Below are 21,317 nucleotides of genomic sequence, written 5' to 3'. Positions count from 1 at the left end.
TATGCGGAGAATTTTATGTATCAAATTAATGCCCTAAACCCAAAAGATGAAGGGCATCACACGCGTAAGCGGTTTGGACAGAATTTCTTACATGATCAACGTGTTATTGCCAAAATTGTACGTTCGGTAAATCCGCGTACTGGTGACAATATTGTCGAAATTGGTCCCGGTCTTGCCGCGCTTACATCGCCTTTAATTGGTGAATGTGATGCTCTAACTGTGGTTGAGCTGGACCGTGACTTAGCTGCAGGTTTGCCGGGCCGTGTGCCGCATCCTGAGCGCTTGACCATTGTTGAAACCGACGCGCTGAAATATGACTTTACCGAGCTGTTTGCCGAAGGCCGTCCTCTGCGCGTGGTTGGCAACTTGCCGTATAACATCTCGACTCCGCTGCTGTTTCATCTCTTGGAGTTTGGCGACAAAGTCAAAGACATGCACTTCATGCTGCAAAAAGAAGTCGTGGACCGTATTACCGCTTCACCGAATACTAAAGAATATGGTCGTTTATCGGTGATGATTCAATATTTCTGCAAACCGACGTTTTTATTTGAAGTGCCACCGGGCTCATTTAATCCGCCGCCAAAAGTCACCTCTGCGGTATTCCGTTTAGAGCCTTATGCCGTTAAACCGATTATGGCGAAAGATGAAAAAGCGCTTGCGCGTTTAGTTTCACATGTCTTTACTCAGCGCCGCAAGACCTTGCGTAACAGCTTAAAAGGCATGTTGGTTGAAGATGGTTTTGAAAATGCAGGGGTTGATCCAATGGCGCGTCCAGAAACCCTAACACTTGCAGAATTTGTCGCATTAGCAGATCAAATGGTGGCTTAAATAATTATGACTCGCAATATTCGCTATAACTATGTCATTGGTGATGTTCAAGGCTGTTTTGAAGCATTAAAAGCTTTACTGAAAGAGATTAAGTTTGATGCAGACCAAGATTTTATATGGTTTGCCGGTGATCTCGTCGCACGGGGTGAAAACTCGGTAGGCGCTTTGCGGTTCATCAAAAAATTAGTGGATAGTGAAGTTGCGGCGACGGTACTGGGCAATCATGATCTGACTTTGCTGGCATGCGCTCGCGGTATTAAGGATATCAATCCTAAAGACAATATCGATGATGTGATTCACGCTTTAGAAAGTGATGATTTGATTGATTGGTTACGCAAGCAGCCGCTGTGTCTATTTCCGAATGAGCAAACCATTTTGACTCATGCGGGTATTCCTTTGAATTGGACTGCGCAGCAAACCGCAGACTTGGCAAAGGAAGTGGAAGCGGTGATTGGTCATGACGACTTTGATGTGGTCGATGCGTTTCTTCAAGTGATGTACGGTAAAGAGCCGAACCTATGGTCGGATGATTTGTCTGGTCATGCGCGCTTACGCTGTATTACCAACTATTTGACCCGCATGCGCTTAACCGATGCAGAAGGTCGATTAGAGTTCAGTTTTAAAGATTCACTCGATGACCCTATGCCGAAGGGTTTTAAGCCATGGTTTGAGTTTGAGTCACAAGCAGCTCAGACCCATCAAATTCTTTTTGGTCATTGGGCTGCTTTACAAGGAAAAAGCATTTCAGCAAAAATCCAAAATGTGGATGGCGGATGTGTTTGGGGCAATCAGTTGATGGCCTATCGTTTAGAAGATCAGTGCATGTTTGCGGTCGATAATCCTGTAATGTAAGTATTTAAAAATAAAAAAGCCGCATTCGTGCGGCTTTTTTATTGGTGTGTGGATTAGTCTAAACGAATCCAAGTTTGGTTACGACCCAAGACTGAAACGCCAATACTTGCACGGATCGAAATACGTTTTCCTGTGCTGTTTAAGCGGACTTTAGCATCATAAACTTTGCCAGAAAGAGGGTCGATAATACGACCTTTTTCATAATTATTCGTATTATTAATTTGCTTTAAACCTTTAACAATTTCCATGCCGAGAATCGGTTGGTTGGTATAAGGCGCAGGGCACTTATTACAGTTTTTTTGCGGTGTATAGCCCGGACGTGGTGTAATTTTAATAATTTTACCGGTATAGGTATTATTTGATTCTTTGTGAATCGAAATAATTGCTTTTGCAGCTCCTGTTTTATCGTCAATTTGTTGCCATGTGCCAGCAATGTCATTTGCAAATGCAACATTCATCATACCCAATGTACATAGGCTGAATAATATTTTTTTAAACATGATCGCTTGTCCCCGAGAAGCATGATTTATGAGCACGTATGTTAGAAAGTTTATGAGAATAGTCAACTTTAATTTAAAAATAATTTGAAGATATTCGGAATAAGAAAAACCGCCATGTCGGCGGTTTTTTTACTTGTTTGGGGTTACTCTTGGCGAATCCAAGTTTGGCTACGACCAAGTGCAGAAACACCCATATAACCCCGTAAAGTTAGGCGTTTCCCACTGGCATTTAAACGGATTTTTGTGTCGTAAACTTTGCCTGAAAGAGGGTCAATAATACGGCCTTTGTCGTAGTTATTAGTGCCTTCAATATGTTTTAAACCTGTTAAGATATCAAGGCCTAAGATTGGCTTGTTTTTGTAGGGTGCAGGGCAGTTTACGCAGGTGTCGCGTGGTGTATAGCCCGGACGCGGCGTCACTTTGATGATTTTACCCACGAATGTGCCATTACTTTCTTTACGGATTTCAATAATGGCTTTTTGTGAACCTGTTTTATCATCAATTTGTTGCCAAGTCCCTGAAAGGTCTTGAGCAAAAGCTGAACCACTCATTACAGCAGCTAAGAATAAGAGGCTCACTTTTAATTTTTTCATCAGATATTCCCTGTAGGTGGTTCACCTATGTCAAATCAATTTACTGAATAAATTTAAAATTTATTCAGCGCGAATCCATGTCTGTGTACGACCAATCGCGGAAATCCCCAGATATCCACGTAAATGTAAGCGCTTACCATTGGCAGAAATTTTGCCTTTTAAGCTGTAAATTTTGCCTGCTAAAGGATCAATAATTTTTCCTTGAGAGTAGGTATTTTCACTTTCAAGTTTCAGCCCCTTAAATACATCCATCCCTAAAATAGGCTGGTTGGTATAAGGTGCAGGGCAATTCACACATTTTTCCTTTGGTGTATAACCCGGACGTGGCGTCACTTTCACAATTTTGCCGGTATAGGTGTCTTTGGCATCTTTTCGAATTTCGATCAGTGCTTTAGGCGAACCGGTTTTATCGTCAATTTGTTGCCAAGTCCCTGTAAGATCTTGAGCATAGAGTGCAGAGCTTGTGACTACAGCACCAAATAATGCAGCCAATTTCAAACTTTTTTCGATCATATTAATAATCCTTTATCAATACACTTTGTGAGGGTTTATTGATCATACTAGGTAATATTTGGACTTAGAGCAACTACTCTAAGCCTAAATATTTACATTTTATTCGGGAAAGTTGACATGTTGCACAAAAGTGACTTTACCAAAAATGTAACATCCACAGCACATCGTTCAATGTGTTGTGGCGTACCCTTGAATTTATATTAAGTTTATTTTTTATACAAAACAATCATTTAAAAGTGATTGCTCAGTCACATATTTTGTAGATAGAGTATGAAAGTTGGCAACCAGATTGCTGTGAAGACTGCATTTACCGCCATGCCAAATGCTGCATAGCGCCCAGCAATGCTGCCGCGCTGCCAAGCTTGAGCTGTGCCAATCGCATGTGCAGCAAGTCCTAAGGCGAGTCCTGATGCACGTTCATCATGAATATTTTTGAGTATGATGGGTGAAAATGCTGCGCCAATCACCCCTGATAAAATCACAATCAAAATCACCAAAGGAATCGGGGAATGCAGCAGCGTCGCAATGTTGATGGCAATTGGGGTGGTCACTGCCCGTGTAGCAAAAGCCATAATGGTTGGATCTGACAAATGCAATAAATAAGCCAGCCCCATAGGGAGGGCAACGGCACTGATACTGGCAAAGACTAAAATCCCGCCCACGGCTTTTAATGGCAAGTCATCGTAGCGCATTGCTGCTAAAGGAATGGCCAAGGCCACTGTGACATAGCCGAGTAAGTTATTGAACAGTGGATTGACCTGTGCCATATAACTTTCATAGGAAATGCCAAAAAGATAGAGCATAGCAATGACGAAAAACATCCCAATCACAATCACGGGGATTTGCGGTAATTTTTTATTAATGGGTTTTGCGACAAGATAGGCGATCAGGGTAATGATGAATCCAGAGATGATTGAAAGCATGTTGATTCTCCTTATAGCCATTTCTTAGATATTTTTGCGTAGACCCACAGCGGTATGAGGGTGCTGACAAAGAGAACAATCAAAAACATTGGAATTTCATCACCTAAATGCATCATCATCAGCAATGAGCCTGCACTAATGGGTAAGAAGGCAAAGGCACTTTCTTTCATGATTTTATTATTGGTATCGACCAAACTGGCTGGAATTTTGTTGAATTTTCTCCAAAATGAAAGCACGATCAGCAAGCTAATCAGTCCGACGAGATTACCTAATTCTGGGTGACTGAATTGCTTCATGACCCAGACCGCACCTTCACGGAAAAGAATAATTAATGCAAGAGTGCCTATCCAGGCTTTCCAGTCGATGCGCTTGATCCAGTCCATTTTTGTCTTTCGTTAAAATTATACAAATCAAGTTTTAACCGATTTAATCTTTAATTTCAAATTCTTCAAGAGGATGTTGGAATTGTTGCGCACGTGTTCCCAAAATTTCATCAATGGGTAAATGCGCCTGTTTAATCAGTTGTTCTAACTTATGTGGGGCAATGATGACATGCAAAATTAAGTTGCCTTGTTCATCATAACTTTCATTTTGGATCACATTGAGCGCATATAGTTGTGTTCTTAATTTACCATAAGCCGGTTTTAGATGGACTTCAAAGCTTTGAATTTGACCCATTAAGCATTCTTGAACCGCTTGGCGTAATAAGGGTAGACCTTTACCACTATGTGCTGAGACATAGACACGTTCCGGCTGATGTGGCTTGCCATAGATGATTTTAGGATCTTCGCCACTGACATCAATTTTGTTATAAACGCGCAGAATCGGAACATCGACACCAATTTCTTTCAGTACTTTTTCGACAGCCTCGATTTGTTCCATCATGTCAGGACTGCTGGAGTCAATGACATGTAACAATAAGGTCGCCTCCAACGTTTCTTCTAAGGTGGCTTTAAACGACTCGACCAGTGAGTGCGATAAATTACGCACAAAACCTACAGTATCTGCGAGAACTAAGTTGCCGATACCATCCCAATGTAGACGGCGTAAAGTTGGGTCAAGTGTCGCAAACAGTTGGTCTGCTGCATAGACATCACTTTTTGCTAAATTATTAAATAAGGTCGATTTACCAGCATTGGTATAACCCACCAATGACACGGTTGGAACAGCAGCTTTTTGACGTGCCACACGACCTTGCATACGTGTTTGGCGGACTTTCTCAAGTTTCGCTTTGAGTTGTCCCATACGGAGCTTGAGTAGCCGACGGTCAGTTTCCAGCAGCGTTTCACCCGGTCCACGTAGGCCGATCCCACCTTTTTGGCTATCGAGATCGCCACGACTACGAATCAGCCGTGAAGCCATATGTTGTAATTGGGCCAATTCAACTTGCAATTTACCTTCATAGGTACGTGCGCGTTGGGCAAAAATATCTAAAATTAATTCAGTGCGATCGACCACACGACATCGCATGATGCTTTCAAGATTACGTGCTTGGGCAGGGGTGAGGGCATGGTCAAAAATGACCAATTCGGCTTCATGCTCTGCAACCACTTCTGCAATTTCTTCAGCTTTCCCTGAGCCGATAAATAATTTGGCATCAGGCTTAATACGCTGAGCATGCACATGTTGCAAAATATTGGCACCTGCAGATTGAGCAAGTAAGTGGAATTCTTCGGCATCAAGGTCTGCGAGCATTTGTACTGCCACACTGACTAAAATTACGCGTTCACCGCTCGCTTGATGTTGATTTAAATTTTCCACTCAGCACACACTCCTGTTTAAAGATTCATTTTAGGCGAAAATGCAGTACGAGGGTTAATCTAAGTGAGGGATTAATGGCTAAGTTCTGTATGTCGTGCTATTCAATTAGAGAAAGCTTCGAAAGCTCAGCGCCAATAAGAAAAGCACACAAACATATATCAATGAAAAACCAGCAATGGCTTTTAACGCTTGCCATGAAGAAATAGGGGGATTGTCTGAATATGAATGATTCATAATTTTAACCTTTAAAACCGATATAAAAATAATATTTGATTTTTAAAAACGATTAAAATAGGGAAATATTATCTTCGACTTCGGTTTTTATGATCAATGCAAAAAAACTGTCTTCGGTATATGATGATGAAAATTTACGCCAAATTGTGGCACCGTGTCCTTTTAGTGAACCGTTTATGAATCAACCTCAAATCGTCAATACACCGCAAATTAATGTGTTTTCAAAATTTTATTTGTATTGTAAAAAAGTCGGTGCAGCAGCTGTTGCCGTGACGCAGGGTTTTTATTTGGTTTATCGTCATCAATTGTATAAAGACCCGAATAACCCGCAAAATACCCGCTATGTGCAGTATTTTTGTCGCAAGTTATGCAAAGTATTTAATCTTGAAGTCAAAGTGCATGGCGAAATTCCACGTCAACCAGCCCTTTGGGTAAGTAATCATATTTCATGGTTAGATGTGGCAGTTTTGGGTTCTGGCGCACGTGTTTTCTTTTTGGCGAAAGCTGAGATTGAAAAATGGCCGGTACTGGGTAATTTGGCGAAAGGCGGTGGCACCTTATTTATTAAGCGTGGTTCTGGCGACTCAATTAAAATTAAAGAACAAATTACGGGCTTCTTAAAACAAGATACGCCGGTACTCTTTTTCCCAGAAGCCACCACTTCAGATGGCAGCAAAATTAAAAAAATTCATGGTCGTATTTTAGGTGCGGCAATTGAAGCCGAACGTCCAGTCCAAATTTGCTTAATTTGCTATGTGAATCAGGACGGTGAACTCGATAATATTGCGCCCTATGTCGGAGACATTAGCTTTGATCGACATGTCAAAAATGTCTTAGAAATGCCGAAAGTCACAGCGCATCTGATGACATTGCCCGCAATTGATTCGGCAGGTCATACTGTTGACAGTCTGACACAAGAAGTGCAGCAAAAAATGAATCAGGGATTAGCAGAGCTTCAAGCTAAAGTTCTTAAAGCGCCAGTTCCAGTTGAAGCTTAATGAATTAGTGATACATGCTGCAAGGGGGATGCCTTTGCAGCACAATCCTTACATAAAGCCTTCGAGCGGCAACCAAGAGATAAATTTCACCCCTGCTTTTTGCCACCACTTGATTTTCGGTTCACGTGGATAAATACGCGTTTGACCATTTGACAGCTTAATTTTCCAATTGATCTGTTGGTCTGCATTGAGTACTAACTTATAGGCATATTTACTCAAATTTTCATCCATGGTGTAGTGGACTGCTTTGGCTAAGCGTGGGCTATTCAGTAATACCCCAATTTCAGTATTTAAATATGCTGAGCGAGGGTCAAAGTTAAATGAACCAATAAAAACTTGTTTTTCATCAATTGCCATCAGTTTGGCATGTAGGCTTGAACGGCTTAAACCTTTTAGACTAACTTTAGATTTTTCCGCCAACTCTTTGGTATTGGTGTTGAGGTTTTCTGCATCAGGTCTAGAGAGAAATTCATAGAGTTGAACGTCGTTTTCCAAGAGATCTTGACGATATTTGCTATAAAAAGCATGAACCAATGGCACGTCATTGGCCTGGAATGAGTTAGTCAAGACTCTGACTTTTACGCCATCTGCACGAAGATTTTTTAGGCGTTCAGCCCCTTTTTTTTCTGGGACAAAGTAGGCCGAAACGATATCGACACTTTGTTCCGGTTTATCTAAACGGTTGAGGAGCTGAAAGTTGAGATGCTCTTCTTTTTTAGCCTTAGATTTGATTTTGCTCGGGGAATCTTTGACCACTTCGGCTTTGACCCAATCAAATTGGATTTTATTGTTGAGCCAGTCATCAAAGGCATGTGAACGGTTAGCTAAGTCCAAATAATTGACCACAGTGGCTTCTTGATTATAGTCATCGAGTTGTTGTTTGAGACTGTCAAAGCGCAAACTATAGTGGCGTGGATTGACCAATTGACGTACTGGAAAGGCATAATCATCATTCCAATATTCGTCAAAAGAATGGATGATTTCATCGGATGCCGCACCGACCAGCATGACGTCAACATCGGAAAATTGATAATTATCACTGACGTTATAGTATTGGTTACTCATATTGCGACCACCAATCAATGCGATTTGATTGTCTGCAATAAAGCTTTTGTTGTGCATACGGCGGTTGATGCGTTTTAGATCCAGCACCATATCGACAGGGCGGAAATGTCGGAAGCGGTATGGGTTATACAGTTTGACATCAATATTGGCATGCTGGTCGAGTGCCATATAAATCCCTTCCATCTTTTTTGCATTGTTGTCATCGACCAATAAACGAATTTTCACCCCACGATCTGCAGCTTTGATCATGGCATGCAGGGCCAAAGCACCAATTTTGTCGTTATCCCAAATATAGTATTGTAGATCTAAACTTTTTTCGGCTTTATTGATCAGTTCGATTCGAGCCGCTAAGGCTTCTAATGGGTCATAAAGTACGTGGTAACCAGTTAAATTTGGATTTTGTTCACGTAGCGGCAGCACAATTTTCGCAAGGCTAGTATCGTCAGTGGGAGTATTAAAGGCATATTCCACAGGTTGAGTTTGCTGTTTAGGCAAGGTACTACATGCAGATAAAGTCAAAACAAGGCTACAACTCAGCAAAACCGCCTTAGTGTGGTTGTGTATGAAGGGCAAATTTTGCTGTTTCGGTGTAGCTAAGTTCATACTGTTAGACATACTAAAAAATTTGATTTGAGTATAAGTGTCAGCTGTGAAAAGATAAATATAGTGACCGAGTTTTCTCGTTAGGCAAATTGTAGAGCAAATGTATGTGGGAATTAGATTCCGTAGTGATGTATTTTTATATCGGGTTGGCTGTGCTAGGTGTTTGGGCAATTTCCCAAGCTTGGTTAAGTCAGTCGCGTACGGAAACGATTCATCCGTTTAAAGCCTTCGTACATTTGTTGGCATTTTATCTCTCGTATTTACTTATTCCTTTGTTCTTCTTTAGCTTTTATGCAGGCTGGAGTGGCTATTATTCACTGCATGAAGCGATTTTTGTCGGTGCTGTTACGGGCCTTTTATGCTATGCCCGATTTATCGAGCCGCACATGATTCAGGTGAAAAAATGTCAATATCAATTGCATGAAACACGACAATTATTAAAGCCTGTACGCATTGCTTTAATTGGTGATTTACATATTGGTTTATTTTCGGGCCATGAACGTCAGTTAAAAATGATCGTCGATAAGATCAATGCACAAAATCCTGATTTGGTCGTGGTTGCAGGGGATTGGACTTACGAGCCAGAAAATAAGTTAGCTGAAGAACTGGCCGTACTAAAAAAAATTATTGCTCCGATTTATTCGGTGAATGGTAATCATGATGAGCAATATCCCGGTCCGCCTATTCAAGAGTTGTTAAAGCATGCATTAGAAAGTAATCATGTGGTGGATATCGAAGGGCAAGTGGTTGAGTTTAATGAGTTTCGTTTATTAGGCGTTGGGGACTTATGGGCTGGTAAAGCCGATATGCGCTATTTGCCAGAATTGCCACAGGATAAGCCTTGGATCATTTTGTCGCATAATCCAGATACCGTCGATATGGTACCTAAACTTCCGGGACGACCATTGATGTTGTCGGGTCATACGCATGGCGGGCAGGTACAACTGCCATGGTTGACGGATTATGTAATGAAAAAAGTGTCCATTTTAGGCCACAAAAAAGGGCTATATCAGCATGATAATGCAGATGTCTTTGTCACTGTTGGTACGGGGATGGTTGGTGTACCTTTTCGTTTTCTCGTGCCACCGACCATTGATATTATCGAGTTGGTTTAATCAAATCCTACCGTTCAAGATTGATAAAATTTTTGGTGATTGTTCCTCTTGATGAAGAGCTACAAACCTTGTTTTGTTAATAAAATTGAACCGTGCCATCAGACATTTGCAGTTTGAAGTTGAGTGAATGACCGTGTCTTGCAACATAAGATGTGTATTGCTACTCAGTGGGATCTAAGCTGCATGCATGAATTTAATTATTTAAAATGCTGTCAACTACAGAGTATTCATCAGTTCATTGACTCAATTTGAGACATAAAAAAGCCAGCAATATGTGCTGGCTTTTTTATTATGTGCAGATTAAACCTGATTATTCACATCATCATTTTTGGTTTCGCGAATCATTAAGAACGCGATCAATGAAAGGATTGATGCTGCAGTTAGGTAGTAACCTACTGCATATAAACCATAGCCAGTTGCAAGTTTAGTTGCGATCAATGGCGCGAAAGATGCACCAAAAATACCAGCCATGTTAAAGGTTAAAGCTGAACCTGTGTAACGTACAGACGTTGGGAAGATTTCAGACAATACCGTACCAATTGGACCATAGGTTAAACCCATGATCGCAAGACCGATACATAGGAATAAGAACACCATCGCAGTACTGCCAGACTCAAGCATGCTTGAGAAGACTAAGCCAAACAATGCAGATACAACACATACCGCAATCGAAGTCGTTTTACGACCAAATTTTTCAGCAAATACAGCAGAAAGTGGAATGAAGGCAGCGAAACAAAGTGTGGCAACCAGTTGAAGTTTTAAAAATTCTTCACGTGTGTAACCAAGCTGGGTTGTACCCCATTGTAAAGCGAATACTGTGGTTAAGTAGAACACTACAAATGTACAAATCGCGGCAATCGTACCGAGAATTAACATCCCCCAATGCTTGATGATCACTTCTTTGAATGGAATGTTAACTTCTTTTTGCTTATCCAAAACTTTTTGGAACGCAGGTGTTTCATGTAATTTTAGACGAATCCACAGACCGACAATAACCAATAGCGCACTTGCAATGAATGGAATACGCCAACCCCATTGCATAAACTCAGCTTCAGACATGAAGTGACCTAAGGTCAAGAATGAGCCTGTTGCAAGAATAAAGCCGATTGGCGCGCCCAATTGAGGGAACATACCATACCAAGCACGTTTGCCTTCTGGCGCATTTTCAGTTGCAAGTAGCACGGCACCTGACCATTCACCACCTAAACCAAGACCTTGACCTAAGCGACAAAGTGCAAGCATGAGCGGAGCAGCGATACCAATTTGAGCATAGGTTGGAAGCAAGCCGATACATACTGTCGAAATCCCCATGGTGAGGAGAGCGGCAACTAATGTGGCTTTACGACCGATACGGTCACCTAAATGGCCAAAGAATGCTGCGCCAATCGGGCGAGCAATAAAGGCAATCGCAAACGTTGCTAAAGATTGAATTGTTGCGGTTGTTGGATCTGTACTTGCAGGGAAGAACAGATGCGGGAAGATAATTACAGCCGCAGTTGCATAGATGTAGAAATCGAAGAACTCGATTGTGGTACCTACAAGACTTGCTGTAAGTACGCGGAATTTTGAATTTGTTGGTTGCTGTTCAGTGGCAGCAGCACTTGAAGACGCCATGGTGGACCTTACACTTACTAAAAATAATTGAACTTAGTTTTAAAAGCGTAATCTTTTTAAAAAAGGCGTAATTTCTTAAAAAAATACGAAATACCAACTTACGAACTGCGGAATTAGGGTCACTAAAGAATGCAGTGTTAGTGGGTTATATCACGTAGAGATAAATCGACAGGAAATGTGATCCTGCACCTATCAATACAAAAATATGCCAGATAGCGTGTGTATATCTTACCTTTTTTAAGGCATAAAACAATGCACCGATTGTATAAGATAGCCCGCCAATGATCAGGTAGGTTAAAGCTTGATCAGATAAAAAGCGTTGCATATCATCCATTACCAGTACTGCAAGCCATCCCATCACCAAATAGGCAATCAACGAAATCTTTTGAAAACGATGAATGAAAATTAATTTGAATAGTGTCCCAATTGCGGCAATGACCCACAGTGCAATGAGTAAATAATGCGCTTTTGCGGTAGGCAGTGCGATTGCCAGAAACGGGGTGTAAGTGCCTGCAATTAAATAATAGATTGCAGTATGGTCGAGTTTTTTGTACCAACCACGGCGCTCAGGAGACTCTGCGAAGTGATATAGACTCGATGCTGAAAACAATAACAGCATACTGAATGCATACACCCAAAGTGCAAGCCATTGTCCAGTTGGAAGGTAGGAGCCTTTTAAAATCAGTAGGATACCTGCGATGGCAGACAAAGCCGCACCGAAAGCATGGGTATAGAAATTCAGTCTTTCTTCAGCTGGGTCATAAGCTAAAAGATGGGGAGCATTCATAACGTATCTTTTATAATAATTTAAATATACACATGTATAGTAATTCAATTTTGCTTTTGGTGTAAGAAGATTTAAAATTGTTTTGCAAATTTATCTAGGTTTATATTATGTCATCTTTGGCTTCTCCCTCTACGCAAGAGCAGCAATTTTTAGCAGCCTTTCAGCAAGCCATTGAAACACAGCGTTTTGATCGCATGATTTTGAGTCAGTATAAAGGTGAATTAGACCAATTAGAAAAAATGACCTTGCGAGTCATTTCGCTGCAAGGTGAGTCATTTCTTAGTTGTTTATATCGTTATAGAACCCAAGACATCACCAAAAACTATCCAATGGCAGCTGCATATCAACAAGTCGAAAGTTTATTGAGTTGTTGTAAGCAAGCCAACCTGATGACCTTGGATGAAGAAATTCAGCTCAAAAAAAATAAAAAGAAAGCGATGCTAAGCATCAGCAAAAAGCAGGCAGCCTTAGGGAAAAATCCTACGGAGCAGCAAGGACATGATCGAGCGAAACATCGTTATGTCGATCAAGACAGTTATTTCTTACAGCCACTCGGTATTACGGATGCAAAAGCACAAATTATTCCGAGCATGGCACGTAAATGGAAACAAATTAATAAATTTGTAGAAATTTTTTCAGGCGCTTTAAGCCAGATCAAAGAGACCGATCAATCTCTACATGTCGTGGATTTTGGTTCAGGTAAAGGCTATCTGACTTTTGCATTATATGATTATTTAGCAAAACACCAGCAAGTGCCTAAAGTGACAGGGGTTGAGCTAAATCCGAAAATGGTGGAATTTTGCCAAAGCGTTGCTCAGCAGTCGAATTTCAGCCAACTGGATTTTTTCCAAGGCGATGTTCGTACCTATGCGCCTGAGCGCTTAGATGTCATGATTGCACTGCACGCTTGTGATGTAGCAACGGACTTTGCGATTCATACCGGCATTCGATTAAATGCGCAAATGATCATGTGTGCGCCGTGTTGTCATAAAGAATAGCGTCCGCAATTGAAAGCGCCGCAAGTACTTGCACCGATGTTGCAATTTGGCATTCATGCGGGCCAGCAAGCAGAGATGCTTACTGACACGATTCGTGCACTTTTATTGAAAGCATATGGTTATGAAACCAAAGTCTTTGAATTTGTGGCACTTGAGCATACCAGTAAAAATAAAATGATCTTGGCAACCAAACGTGCAGACTATGTCGAGCCTGATCAAGCGGTATTGGTACAGATTCAAGCTTTAAAAGACATGTATGGCATTCAAAAGCATTCCTTGGAATTATTGTTAAATGATCAATGGGACCAGCAAGATATTGGCTGTAAATGCTAAAGGATGACGGGATGCAGCAGTTAAATATTCAATTCGGTCCGTGGGAGCAACTGGCATCTGCAGCTCGGCCGATACGTGAACAGGTCTTTATTTTAGAACAGCAGATATCGCCCGAAGATGAATGGGATGCAGAAGATGAGATTTCACTGCATTTTATTGTTCATGATGGGATGAAAGCTATTGCAACTGCTCGTTTGTTGAAAAATAACAGTATAGGCCGTGTTGCTGTTTTAAAGGCTCATCGCGGTCAGGGGATTGGTAAAATCTTGATGCAAGCCATCATTCAACAAGCGACATTAGAGCAACGTGAATATTTAAAACTATCTTCACAAGTGCATGCTATCCCTTTTTATGCAGCGTTGGGTTTTGTTGTTGAAGGTGATGAATATTTAGATTGTGGTATTCCGCATCAAGATATGTATATGGCTTTGGCTTAAATACTTAAAATTGGACAGCTATAAATAAAAAACGCTTAATATTTTAAGCGTTTTTTATTTGCATAGATTGGGTCAAAGCTTAGTGACCATGATCATTCGATGCAGTAGGTTCAGGGCTCATGTCATCCATATGTGCATGTTGTTCTTCGGTCATATGCATGTCTGCTGCAGTCGGTGCAGATGCTTCACGAGCTGCTTGATCAGCTTGCGCCTTTTTCAACGCTTCTTCTGACATCACAGGGGCATTTTTAAATGCATGCTGTTGAGTATTGTCTTTTTTCTGTTGGCTCGGCATATAGTCTGGTTCATTGGTCACAGCAAGCCAGAAAATACCCATGAATAGCGCACCTAAAATACAGAAGATAATCAGTGCTTTCCAGCCCCATGGTGATTTTTCAGGAGAAGTATGATCTGTCATAACAAGCTACTCAATCGGATAAAAAGAAATCAAAAAACTTGTTACTTTATAACATAAAACTGATGAGAGTTCGCGTAAATTCTAGGCTTGTTTGCAAACACGCGACTGAGAAGGAAAATAAAAAGGAGCCGAAGCTCCTTTTGATGTGATTGAACAGCAAAATTTGCATGCTCAAAATGAATAATTAAATCTGCTCAGCTTTCGCCACTTTGTCTTTCAGCAATTGCGGTGCTTTGAAGCGTTCGCCATATTTTGCTTCTAGTGTATTGGCACGTAATAGCGCTTTTTCCAAACCATATTGGTTTAAAAATTGAAGTGCACCACCTGTCCAAGGGGCAAAACCAATCCCGAAGATTGATCCGACATTGCCATCAACAGTCGATTCTAAAACACCTTCTTCTAGGCAGCGTAAGGTATCGAGTGACTGTACAAACAGGAAGCGGTCAATCATTTCCTGTTCAGAAATAGCATTATCTTTCTGCCATTTGCTCAAGCCATCCCAAAGGTGCTTTTTACCGCCTTCAGGATATTCATAAAAACCTGCACCAGCTACTTTACCTTTACGTCCGAACTCATGAATCATCGTTTGAATAACGTCATCCGCACCTGAACGTGGTAGGTCTTTGCCTTCGGCTTGCAAGGCTTTACGTGTCTCGGCCGCAACATGCTCAGACAGCGTTAAAGACACTTCATCTTGAATCGCCAATGGGCCTACAGGCATGCCGGCTTTTAGTGCAGCCATTTCAATGCGGGCAGGGTGTACGCCTTCAGACAGCAGACGTAAACCTTCTTGCACAAAGGTGCCAAAGACACGGCTGGTAAAGAAGCCACGGTTGTCATTCACTACAATTGGCGTTTTGCCAATTTGCTGCACAAAGTCAAAGGCTTTAGCCAAAGTTTCAGCCGAAGTGTTTTTACCTTTAATAATTTCCACTAATTGCATTTTGTCGACAGGACTAAAGAAATGTAGACCGATAAATTTAGCTTGATCTTGAGATGCATTGGCCAAGCCTGAAATCGGCAAGGTTGAGGTGTTGGATGCAAAAATACCGCCATCTGCCAAATAGGCTTCTGCTTCTTGTGTCACTTTGGCTTTGAGTTCGACATTTTCAAATACCGCTTCAATGATCAAGTCGCAGCCTTGTAAGTCGGCAGCATCTGCAGTGGCATGAATCAGTCCTAAAACTTGATCACATTTTTCTGCACTTAAACGGCCTTGAGATACTTTTTTATCTAGCAGTTTTTGGCTATAGGCTTTGCCTTTTTCAGCAGCTTCAACAGAAACATCTTTGAGTACAACTGCAATGCCTTTTGATGCTGTGGCATAAGCGATGCCTGCACCCATCATGCCTGCACCTAAAATACCAACTTTGGTGGCTTGCCATTTCGCGACGTCTTTTGGACGGCTTGCACCAGACTTAATAGCGTTGAGACCATGCCAGAAGGTGCCGATCATATTTTTAGAAATTTGACCGGTTGCAAGGTAAGTAAAGTAACGTGATTCAATCGTGAGCGCCGTATCAACATCGACCTGAGCGCCTTCAACAGCAGCCGACATAATGGCTTCAGGCGCAGGGTAACAGCCCTTGGTTTTGTCACGCAGCATAGCGGGGGCAATGGCGAGCATTTGCGCCACAGCAGGAGTCGATGGCGTACCGCCCGGAATTTTATAGCCTTTTACATCAAAGGGCTGCTGTGATTTTGGATTGGCTTTGACCCACGCAATCGCTTTGTCCATCAGGTCTTCAAGGCTATCTGCAGTGTCTTGAATCAGCCCGAGCGATTTGGCTTTTTCGACACCAACTTGTTTGCCTTCCATCAAGAGCGGAAAAGCATTTTGCAGACCCAATAAACGTACCATACGTACAATACCGCCACCGCCCGGTAGTAAGCCTAAAGTTACTTCTGGTAAGCCAAATTTCGCCTTAGCATCATTCAGTGCGATTCGATAATGACAACCGAGTGCTAACTCCCAACCACCGCCCAGCGCTGTGCCATTTAAGGCTGCAACAACAGGAATGCCGCGTGTTTCGATATAACGCAGTTTGGCTTTCATTTCTTCAATCATATTGAAGAATTCAGTTGCATGCTCAGGTGTAGCTTGAATCAGTTCGTCTAAATCACCGCCTGCAAAGAAGGTTTTTTTTGCGGAACGGAAAATAATCCCTACAATATTTTCATCTGCTTGCAGTTTGTCTACCGTTTCAGCCAGTGCCGTGCGGAAGTCTGCATTCATGGTGTTGGCAGATTGGTTTGGAGAATCTAAAGTTAAAATGACGATATTGTCGGCATTTTTTTCAAATTGAATTGCGCTCATAAATTTTATCCAAATATTTTTATGACTTTGCTAGTGATTTTTGAGATTTAAATTATTCATCGTCACTACGGAGTCTTTACAAATTTGTTTATTACTGTTTTTTTCATTTCAGCTAAAGCAGTGCTTTAGCTTCATTCAGGTTCGACCTACTTTTGTTTCGGCAAAAGTAGGCAAAACCATTTGTCATCCACAAAACCTGTCAACTAATGTCTTTTTTCTAAAAGTTCGCAGAAACATTATTTTCAATTTTTGGTCAGGTTGTGGATGACACATACCAAGTATCAAATGCTGTGTACGGTTCGGTTAATTAAACTAGCTCAATAATCGTTGCGATGCCCATACCACCGCCCACACACAAGGTTGCTAAACCGCGTTTTTTACCTTGGCGTTCTAGTTCATCCATCAGGGTGCCTAAAATCATGGCGCCTGTTGCACCCAGCGGATGTCCTAATGCAATTGCACCGCCATTCACATTGACTTTGGTAGGATCAACCTTGAGTTCGGTAATAAAACGCATCACGACTGCTGCAAAAGCTTCGTTCACTTCAAATAGGTCAATATCATCAATGGTTAAGTTAGCTTTGGCTAAGGCTTTACGTGCAGCAGGTGCAGGGCCAGTCAGCATAATGGTTGGGTCTGCACCCACCAATGCAGTGGCAAGCACTTTGGCACGCGGTTTTAGGCCTTGTTCTTTGATCGCTTTTTCAGAGGCAAGCAATACTACGGCAGCACCATCAACGATGCCCGATGAATTCCCTGCATGGTGTACATGGTTGACTGCGCCGACTTCAGGATATTTTTGCAAGGCAATGGCATCAAAGCCCATTTGTCCCATCATGGCAAAACTTGGGTTGAGCTTGCCTAAGCCTTCTGCTGTGGTCGTTGGTTTAATAAATTCATCTTTGGCTAAAACTGTCACGCCTGCTTTGTCTTTAACAGGAACGACAGATTGGTCAAAATAACCATTGGCTTGAGCTGCTGCGGCTTTTTGCTGAGAGTTGGCTGCAAAGGCATCCACATCTGCTCGGCTGTAACCGTCAATGGTGGCAATTAAATCGGCTCCAATGCCTTGTGGAATAAAGTCACAGGCCATATTGGTTTCAGGGTCAAGCGCCCAAGGACCGCCATCTGAGCCCATCGGCACACGAGACATCGACTCTACACCGCCAGCCACCACAAGGTCTTCCCAGCCAGAGCGGACCTTTTGCGCTGCCATATTCACAGCTTCTAAACCTGATGCACAAAAACGGTTGATTTGAACGCCTGCTACATCATTGTCCCAACCTGCTGCAATGGCTGCGGTTTTGGCAATGTCTGCGCCTTGGTCACCAATTGGAGTTACACAGCCCAGTACAATGTCGTCTACTGCAGCGGTGTCAAATTGATGGCGGTTTTGCAATTCGTTCAATAAACCGGTCAGTAGGCTGATGGGTTTAACGGCATGCAGTGAACCATCTTTTTTACCTTTTCCGCGCGGTGTGCGAATGGCATCAATGATGTAAGCCTCGCTCATAATCCTGTCCCTATGATCTATAAATTTTTATTGGTTTTTTGAGTGTACGGATTAATCAAGCCGGTGCAATGATGAGAACGGGCGAGTCGTTTGATATTTTTGGTCAACGCTTGCTGCTGAATAAGATAAAAATCAACCTGCACATTGAAAGCGAGGATCGGTTAAGATCAGTTGCTATCGATTCAGTACATATTGAAGATCTGCTTATGCATAAAAATGTGAAGCGAGTGTTGAAAGGTCTGGCTTGGCTTGTTTTTGCAGGCTGCTTAGGTTTTGTATGCTTGATCGGTTTTTATATTTATATGATCTATGGCATTCATCCTTCAGATGAAGGGACTGGCGGCTTAGCCTGTGAGTATGATCGAAATGATCATGTAACCAAGGCAGAAATGTATCGGATACAGGATGGCAAACGCGTGATCACGCCCGTCGATCCATTGCTTTGTCAAAAACAACGTGCAGATTTTCCGAAATAAAAAACCTGATCGAGATCAGGTTTTAGAGAATGCTAGTTTTGAATGATGCTTAGTGATAACCATGTAATTGGCGGTATAGGCCTGGTGTTACACCGGTCCACTTTTTAAAGGCACGGTGGAAAGTACTGGTTTCACTGAAGCCGACTTGCTGTGCAACATCTTCAAGCGTTAAGTCTGGATTAAGCAATAAGTGAATTGCAGCATCACGACGTAAGGCATCTTTCACACCTTGGTAGCTCTTACCTTCAGCGGCTAAACGACGACGAAGTGTTTGCGGCGATAGATACAGCATTGAAGCAACATCGTTCAAGGTTGGCATTTCTTCGCCAATTTGACTCTTCAGCACATCACGGATACGAGACGTTAATGAATTGGTATTTTTAAATTTAACCAATAACTGTGCAGGAGCCGCTTTTAAGAATTCTTCAAGCGTTTCTTCGTTTTGACGAATTGGTAAATCTAAATAATCCGCTGCAAACGTAATCTCAGTTCGTGGTGTATCAAACTGCATGACAGGTGCAAAAAACAAGGCATCATATTCGTCAGCATGTTCAGGACGTTCATAACCGAAGTGTACGCGTTCTAAAGGCAGACGACGTTCAATCAACCAAGAAGCGAGACCATGCCAAATCATCAGCATACTTTCAGTAATGAAATGGTCTGGGTCCATAGATTTTGGAATTTGAGGGACTAAACGTGCTTCATGTTTATCACGTTCTAGTGTTACAGACCATTCATCACCAAACAGTTTATAGAACTGCGAAGACAATTCAAGTGCATCACCAAGGGTTTTTGCATGAATAATCAATTGGCACATAATGGCAAAAGTACCCAAGCGGCGCGGTTGAATATCAAAACCGACGTGTTCGTCTTGGGTCACCATCCACAACATTTTAATAAAACGTGTGTATTGTTCAGGTGAAATACGGGCTTTGGGTTGGCGTAGAAGTTCAGCCTCAATGCCAACATGAGACAATAAAGTTTCGACATCCATGCCGAGACGTTTCACACCAGTTAAGGCTGCGTTGACGAAATGGATACTGATCGTATCACGACTCATGTTTAATCCTTCAGTCTCTTTAATGTTCACAAATGTTTGACCTAAATGACGCTAAAAAAAGAAATCATGGCAATTTACAACAGCGGTTTTGCCATTTTTACATGGTAAATTGCCGAAACTATCAAGGTAAATGGCTGAACATGACATTGTTTTAATCATTTTATATTTCTACCATGGATAAAAAATCTACACAATTAGAGAAAAATATCCATGGAAGCTGCTTTAAAAGGATTGAAAGTACTCGACTTTTCGACATTACTCCCAGGGCCATTTGCGACCTTGTATTTGGCTGATATGGGTGCGGAAGTTGTGCATATTGAGTCACCGACGCGTCCCGATCTGGTTCGTTTGATGCCACCTTATGCCAATGGGCAAGCCACAGCGCATAGTTATTTAAATCGCAATAAACAATCCATCGCATTGGATTTAAAAGACCCGAAAAGCATTGAACTAATTAAAGCTAAAATTTCAGATTTTGATATTGTGGTAGAACAATTTCGTCCAGGTGTCATGCAACGCTTGGGTTTGGATTATGCAGATTTGGCCGAAATTAATCCGCGTCTTATTTACTGCTCGATTACGGGTTATGGTCAAACTGGGCACTACAAAGACCGTGCAGGGCATGACATCAATTACTTGGCTTTATCGGGCATTTCAGGTCATAGCGGACGCCAAGATAGTGGCCCGCCACCGATGGGGATTCAAATTGCCGATGTAGCAGGCGGATCAATGCATGCAATTACTGGCATCTTAGCTGCGGTGATTGAGCGTTACCGTAGCGGTTTAGGACAATATATTGATATTTCCATGACCGATTGCGCTGTCGCATTGAACAATATGGCTGCAGCTGGCGTATTGGCTGCCAATGCGGTAACCGCGGCAGAGACGGCACATCTGAATGGCGGCAGTTTCTATGACTATTATCGAACCCAAGATGGTCGTTATCTGTCAATTGGTGGTCTGGAGCCGCAGTTTTTACATGGATTAGCGCAAATTCTAGATTTACCCGCTTTAGCGACGCAAGGCATGTCATTTGATCCACAGGATCAGACTGAAATTAAGCATGCTATTGCCCGAAAAATACTAACCAAAACATGGGCTGAGTGGAAAAAGATTTTTGCCTCTCAAGATGTCTGTGTGGAACCAGTTTTAAGTTTGGACGAAGCTCTAAATTCACAATTGGCCCAAGAGCGGCATTGGTGTGTTGAAGTTCCGCTACAAGAAGGCGACACAATGACACAAACTCAACTGGCATGTCCGATTAAATTTTCTAGATCAGCATTGATTTATACCCATGTGGGTAAAACTTTAGGTGCGGATAATTGGTTATGAAAGGTATAAAAAAAGGTGATAAGTTAAACAATAAAACCTTTAAAATC

The 21,317-nt window shown here is 41.9% G+C and carries 20 protein-coding genes and 1 pseudogene; 8 read left to right on the top strand and 13 right to left on the bottom strand.

From position 1 onward, the window contains the following. Positions 1-15 precede the first annotated feature (15 nt). Positions 16-828 carry a 16S rRNA (adenine(1518)-N(6)/adenine(1519)-N(6))-dimethyltransferase RsmA gene (gene rsmA, locus FTV11_RS14050; RefSeq protein ID WP_180011634.1) on the top strand — a complete coding sequence of 271 codons (813 nt, stop codon included), beginning with the start codon at positions 16-18 and terminating at the stop codon, positions 826-828. A gap of 6 nt (positions 829-834) precedes the next feature. Next, on the top strand, positions 835-1,680 hold the full coding sequence (locus FTV11_RS14045) for a symmetrical bis(5'-nucleosyl)-tetraphosphatase (RefSeq protein WP_180050326.1): 846 nt from the start codon (positions 835-837) through the stop codon (positions 1,678-1,680). A gap of 53 nt (positions 1,681-1,733) precedes the next feature. Here FTV11_RS14045 and FTV11_RS14040 read toward each other — a convergent pair whose 3' ends face one another. The 6 genes from FTV11_RS14040 to hflX form a co-directional block, all read right to left on the bottom strand. Beyond that, on the bottom strand, positions 1,734-2,180 hold the full coding sequence (locus FTV11_RS14040) for a DUF2147 domain-containing protein (RefSeq protein ID WP_180005129.1): 447 nt from the start codon (positions 2,178-2,180) through the stop codon (positions 1,734-1,736). Positions 2,181-2,323: 143 nt separating this feature from the next. Then, positions 2,324-2,773, bottom strand: coding sequence for a DUF2147 domain-containing protein (locus tag FTV11_RS14035; protein WP_168379558.1), 450 nt, complete (start codon positions 2,771-2,773; stop codon positions 2,324-2,326). A 60-nt stretch (positions 2,774-2,833) separates the two neighbouring features. Continuing rightward, positions 2,834-3,286: a DUF2147 domain-containing protein gene (locus FTV11_RS14030; RefSeq protein WP_180055223.1), complete on the bottom strand. Its 453-nt coding sequence runs from the start codon at positions 3,284-3,286 to the stop codon at positions 2,834-2,836. 248 nt (positions 3,287-3,534) lie between these two features. After that, on the bottom strand, positions 3,535-4,209 hold the full coding sequence (locus FTV11_RS14025; RefSeq protein ID WP_180074195.1) for an LrgB family protein: 675 nt from the start codon (positions 4,207-4,209) through the stop codon (positions 3,535-3,537). A gap of 11 nt (positions 4,210-4,220) precedes the next feature. After that, positions 4,221-4,592 (bottom strand): hypothetical protein, encoded by a 372-nt coding sequence (locus tag FTV11_RS14020; RefSeq protein ID WP_180074194.1) that lies wholly within the window; start codon positions 4,590-4,592, stop codon positions 4,221-4,223. 43 nt (positions 4,593-4,635) lie between these two features. Continuing rightward, a complete protein-coding gene (gene hflX / locus FTV11_RS14015; protein ID WP_180026700.1) occupies positions 4,636-5,970 on the bottom strand; it encodes a ribosome rescue GTPase HflX in 1,335 nt (444 codons plus the stop codon). 410 nt (positions 5,971-6,380) lie between these two features. On the opposite strand from hflX, the gene FTV11_RS14010 reads away from it, so the two are divergent. After that, positions 6,381-7,202, top strand: coding sequence for a 1-acyl-sn-glycerol-3-phosphate acyltransferase (locus tag FTV11_RS14010; protein ID WP_180026730.1), 822 nt, complete (start codon positions 6,381-6,383; stop codon positions 7,200-7,202). Positions 7,203-7,250: 48 nt separating this feature from the next. On the opposite strand, the gene FTV11_RS14005 is transcribed toward FTV11_RS14010, so the two are convergent. Then, the gene (locus FTV11_RS14005) at positions 7,251-8,870 is read right to left on the bottom strand and encodes a phospholipase D family protein (RefSeq protein WP_257223263.1); all 1,620 of its coding nucleotides are present in this window, start codon (positions 8,868-8,870) and stop codon (positions 7,251-7,253) included. A gap of 104 nt (positions 8,871-8,974) precedes the next feature. Between FTV11_RS14005 and FTV11_RS14000 the strand changes: the two genes are divergently transcribed. After that, entirely contained in the window at positions 8,975-9,985 is a 1,011-nt protein-coding gene (locus FTV11_RS14000; RefSeq protein ID WP_180074192.1) for a metallophosphoesterase, read from the top strand. Positions 9,986-10,285: 300 nt separating this feature from the next. Here the strand turns inward: FTV11_RS14000 and FTV11_RS13995 are convergent, their stop codons facing one another. Further along, positions 10,286-11,599: an MFS transporter gene (locus FTV11_RS13995; RefSeq protein ID WP_180026703.1), complete on the bottom strand. Its 1,314-nt coding sequence runs from the start codon at positions 11,597-11,599 to the stop codon at positions 10,286-10,288. A 145-nt stretch (positions 11,600-11,744) separates the two neighbouring features. Further along, on the bottom strand, positions 11,745-12,386 hold the full coding sequence (locus FTV11_RS13990; protein ID WP_180011623.1) for a hemolysin III family protein: 642 nt from the start codon (positions 12,384-12,386) through the stop codon (positions 11,745-11,747). A 107-nt stretch (positions 12,387-12,493) separates the two neighbouring features. On the opposite strand from FTV11_RS13990, the pseudogene FTV11_RS13985 reads away from it, so the two are divergent. Both FTV11_RS13985 and FTV11_RS13980 read left to right on the top strand, forming a co-directional pair. Then, positions 12,494-13,717, top strand: a pseudogene (locus tag FTV11_RS13985) (SAM-dependent methyltransferase). Positions 13,718-13,728: 11 nt separating this feature from the next. Then, the gene (locus tag FTV11_RS13980; protein ID WP_257222638.1) at positions 13,729-14,154 is read left to right on the top strand and encodes a GNAT family N-acetyltransferase; all 426 of its coding nucleotides are present in this window, start codon (positions 13,729-13,731) and stop codon (positions 14,152-14,154) included. A 79-nt stretch (positions 14,155-14,233) separates the two neighbouring features. Here FTV11_RS13980 and FTV11_RS13975 read toward each other — a convergent pair whose 3' ends face one another. From FTV11_RS13975 to FTV11_RS13965, 3 genes are all read right to left on the bottom strand, one after another. Next, on the bottom strand, positions 14,234-14,572 hold the full coding sequence (locus FTV11_RS13975; protein ID WP_078190097.1) for a hypothetical protein: 339 nt from the start codon (positions 14,570-14,572) through the stop codon (positions 14,234-14,236). Between the two features lie 184 nt (positions 14,573-14,756). Continuing rightward, positions 14,757-16,889, bottom strand: coding sequence for a 3-hydroxyacyl-CoA dehydrogenase NAD-binding domain-containing protein (locus tag FTV11_RS13970; protein WP_180026705.1), 2,133 nt, complete (start codon positions 16,887-16,889; stop codon positions 14,757-14,759). A gap of 307 nt (positions 16,890-17,196) precedes the next feature. Continuing rightward, entirely contained in the window at positions 17,197-18,402 is a 1,206-nt protein-coding gene (locus tag FTV11_RS13965; RefSeq protein ID WP_180026706.1) for an acetyl-CoA C-acetyltransferase, read from the bottom strand. A gap of 206 nt (positions 18,403-18,608) precedes the next feature. Between FTV11_RS13965 and FTV11_RS13960 the strand changes: the two genes are divergently transcribed. Next, positions 18,609-18,878, top strand: a complete 270-nt coding sequence (locus FTV11_RS13960) for a hypothetical protein (RefSeq protein ID WP_180022851.1) — start codon at positions 18,609-18,611, stop codon at positions 18,876-18,878. Between the two features lie 49 nt (positions 18,879-18,927). Here FTV11_RS13960 and FTV11_RS13955 read toward each other — a convergent pair whose 3' ends face one another. Then, entirely contained in the window at positions 18,928-19,938 is a 1,011-nt protein-coding gene (locus FTV11_RS13955) for an AraC family transcriptional regulator (protein WP_078190094.1), read from the bottom strand. 210 nt (positions 19,939-20,148) lie between these two features. Between FTV11_RS13955 and FTV11_RS13950 the strand changes: the two genes are divergently transcribed. Further along, a complete protein-coding gene (locus tag FTV11_RS13950) occupies positions 20,149-21,270 on the top strand; it encodes a CaiB/BaiF CoA-transferase family protein (RefSeq protein WP_180055237.1) in 1,122 nt (373 codons plus the stop codon). Positions 21,271-21,317 lie beyond the last annotated feature (47 nt).

The organism is Acinetobacter sp. YH12231 (genome assembly GCF_013417755.1).
Lineage (GTDB): Bacteria > Pseudomonadota > Gammaproteobacteria > Pseudomonadales > Moraxellaceae > Acinetobacter > Acinetobacter amyesii.
This window is presented reverse-complemented; position numbering and strand designations above follow the sequence as displayed.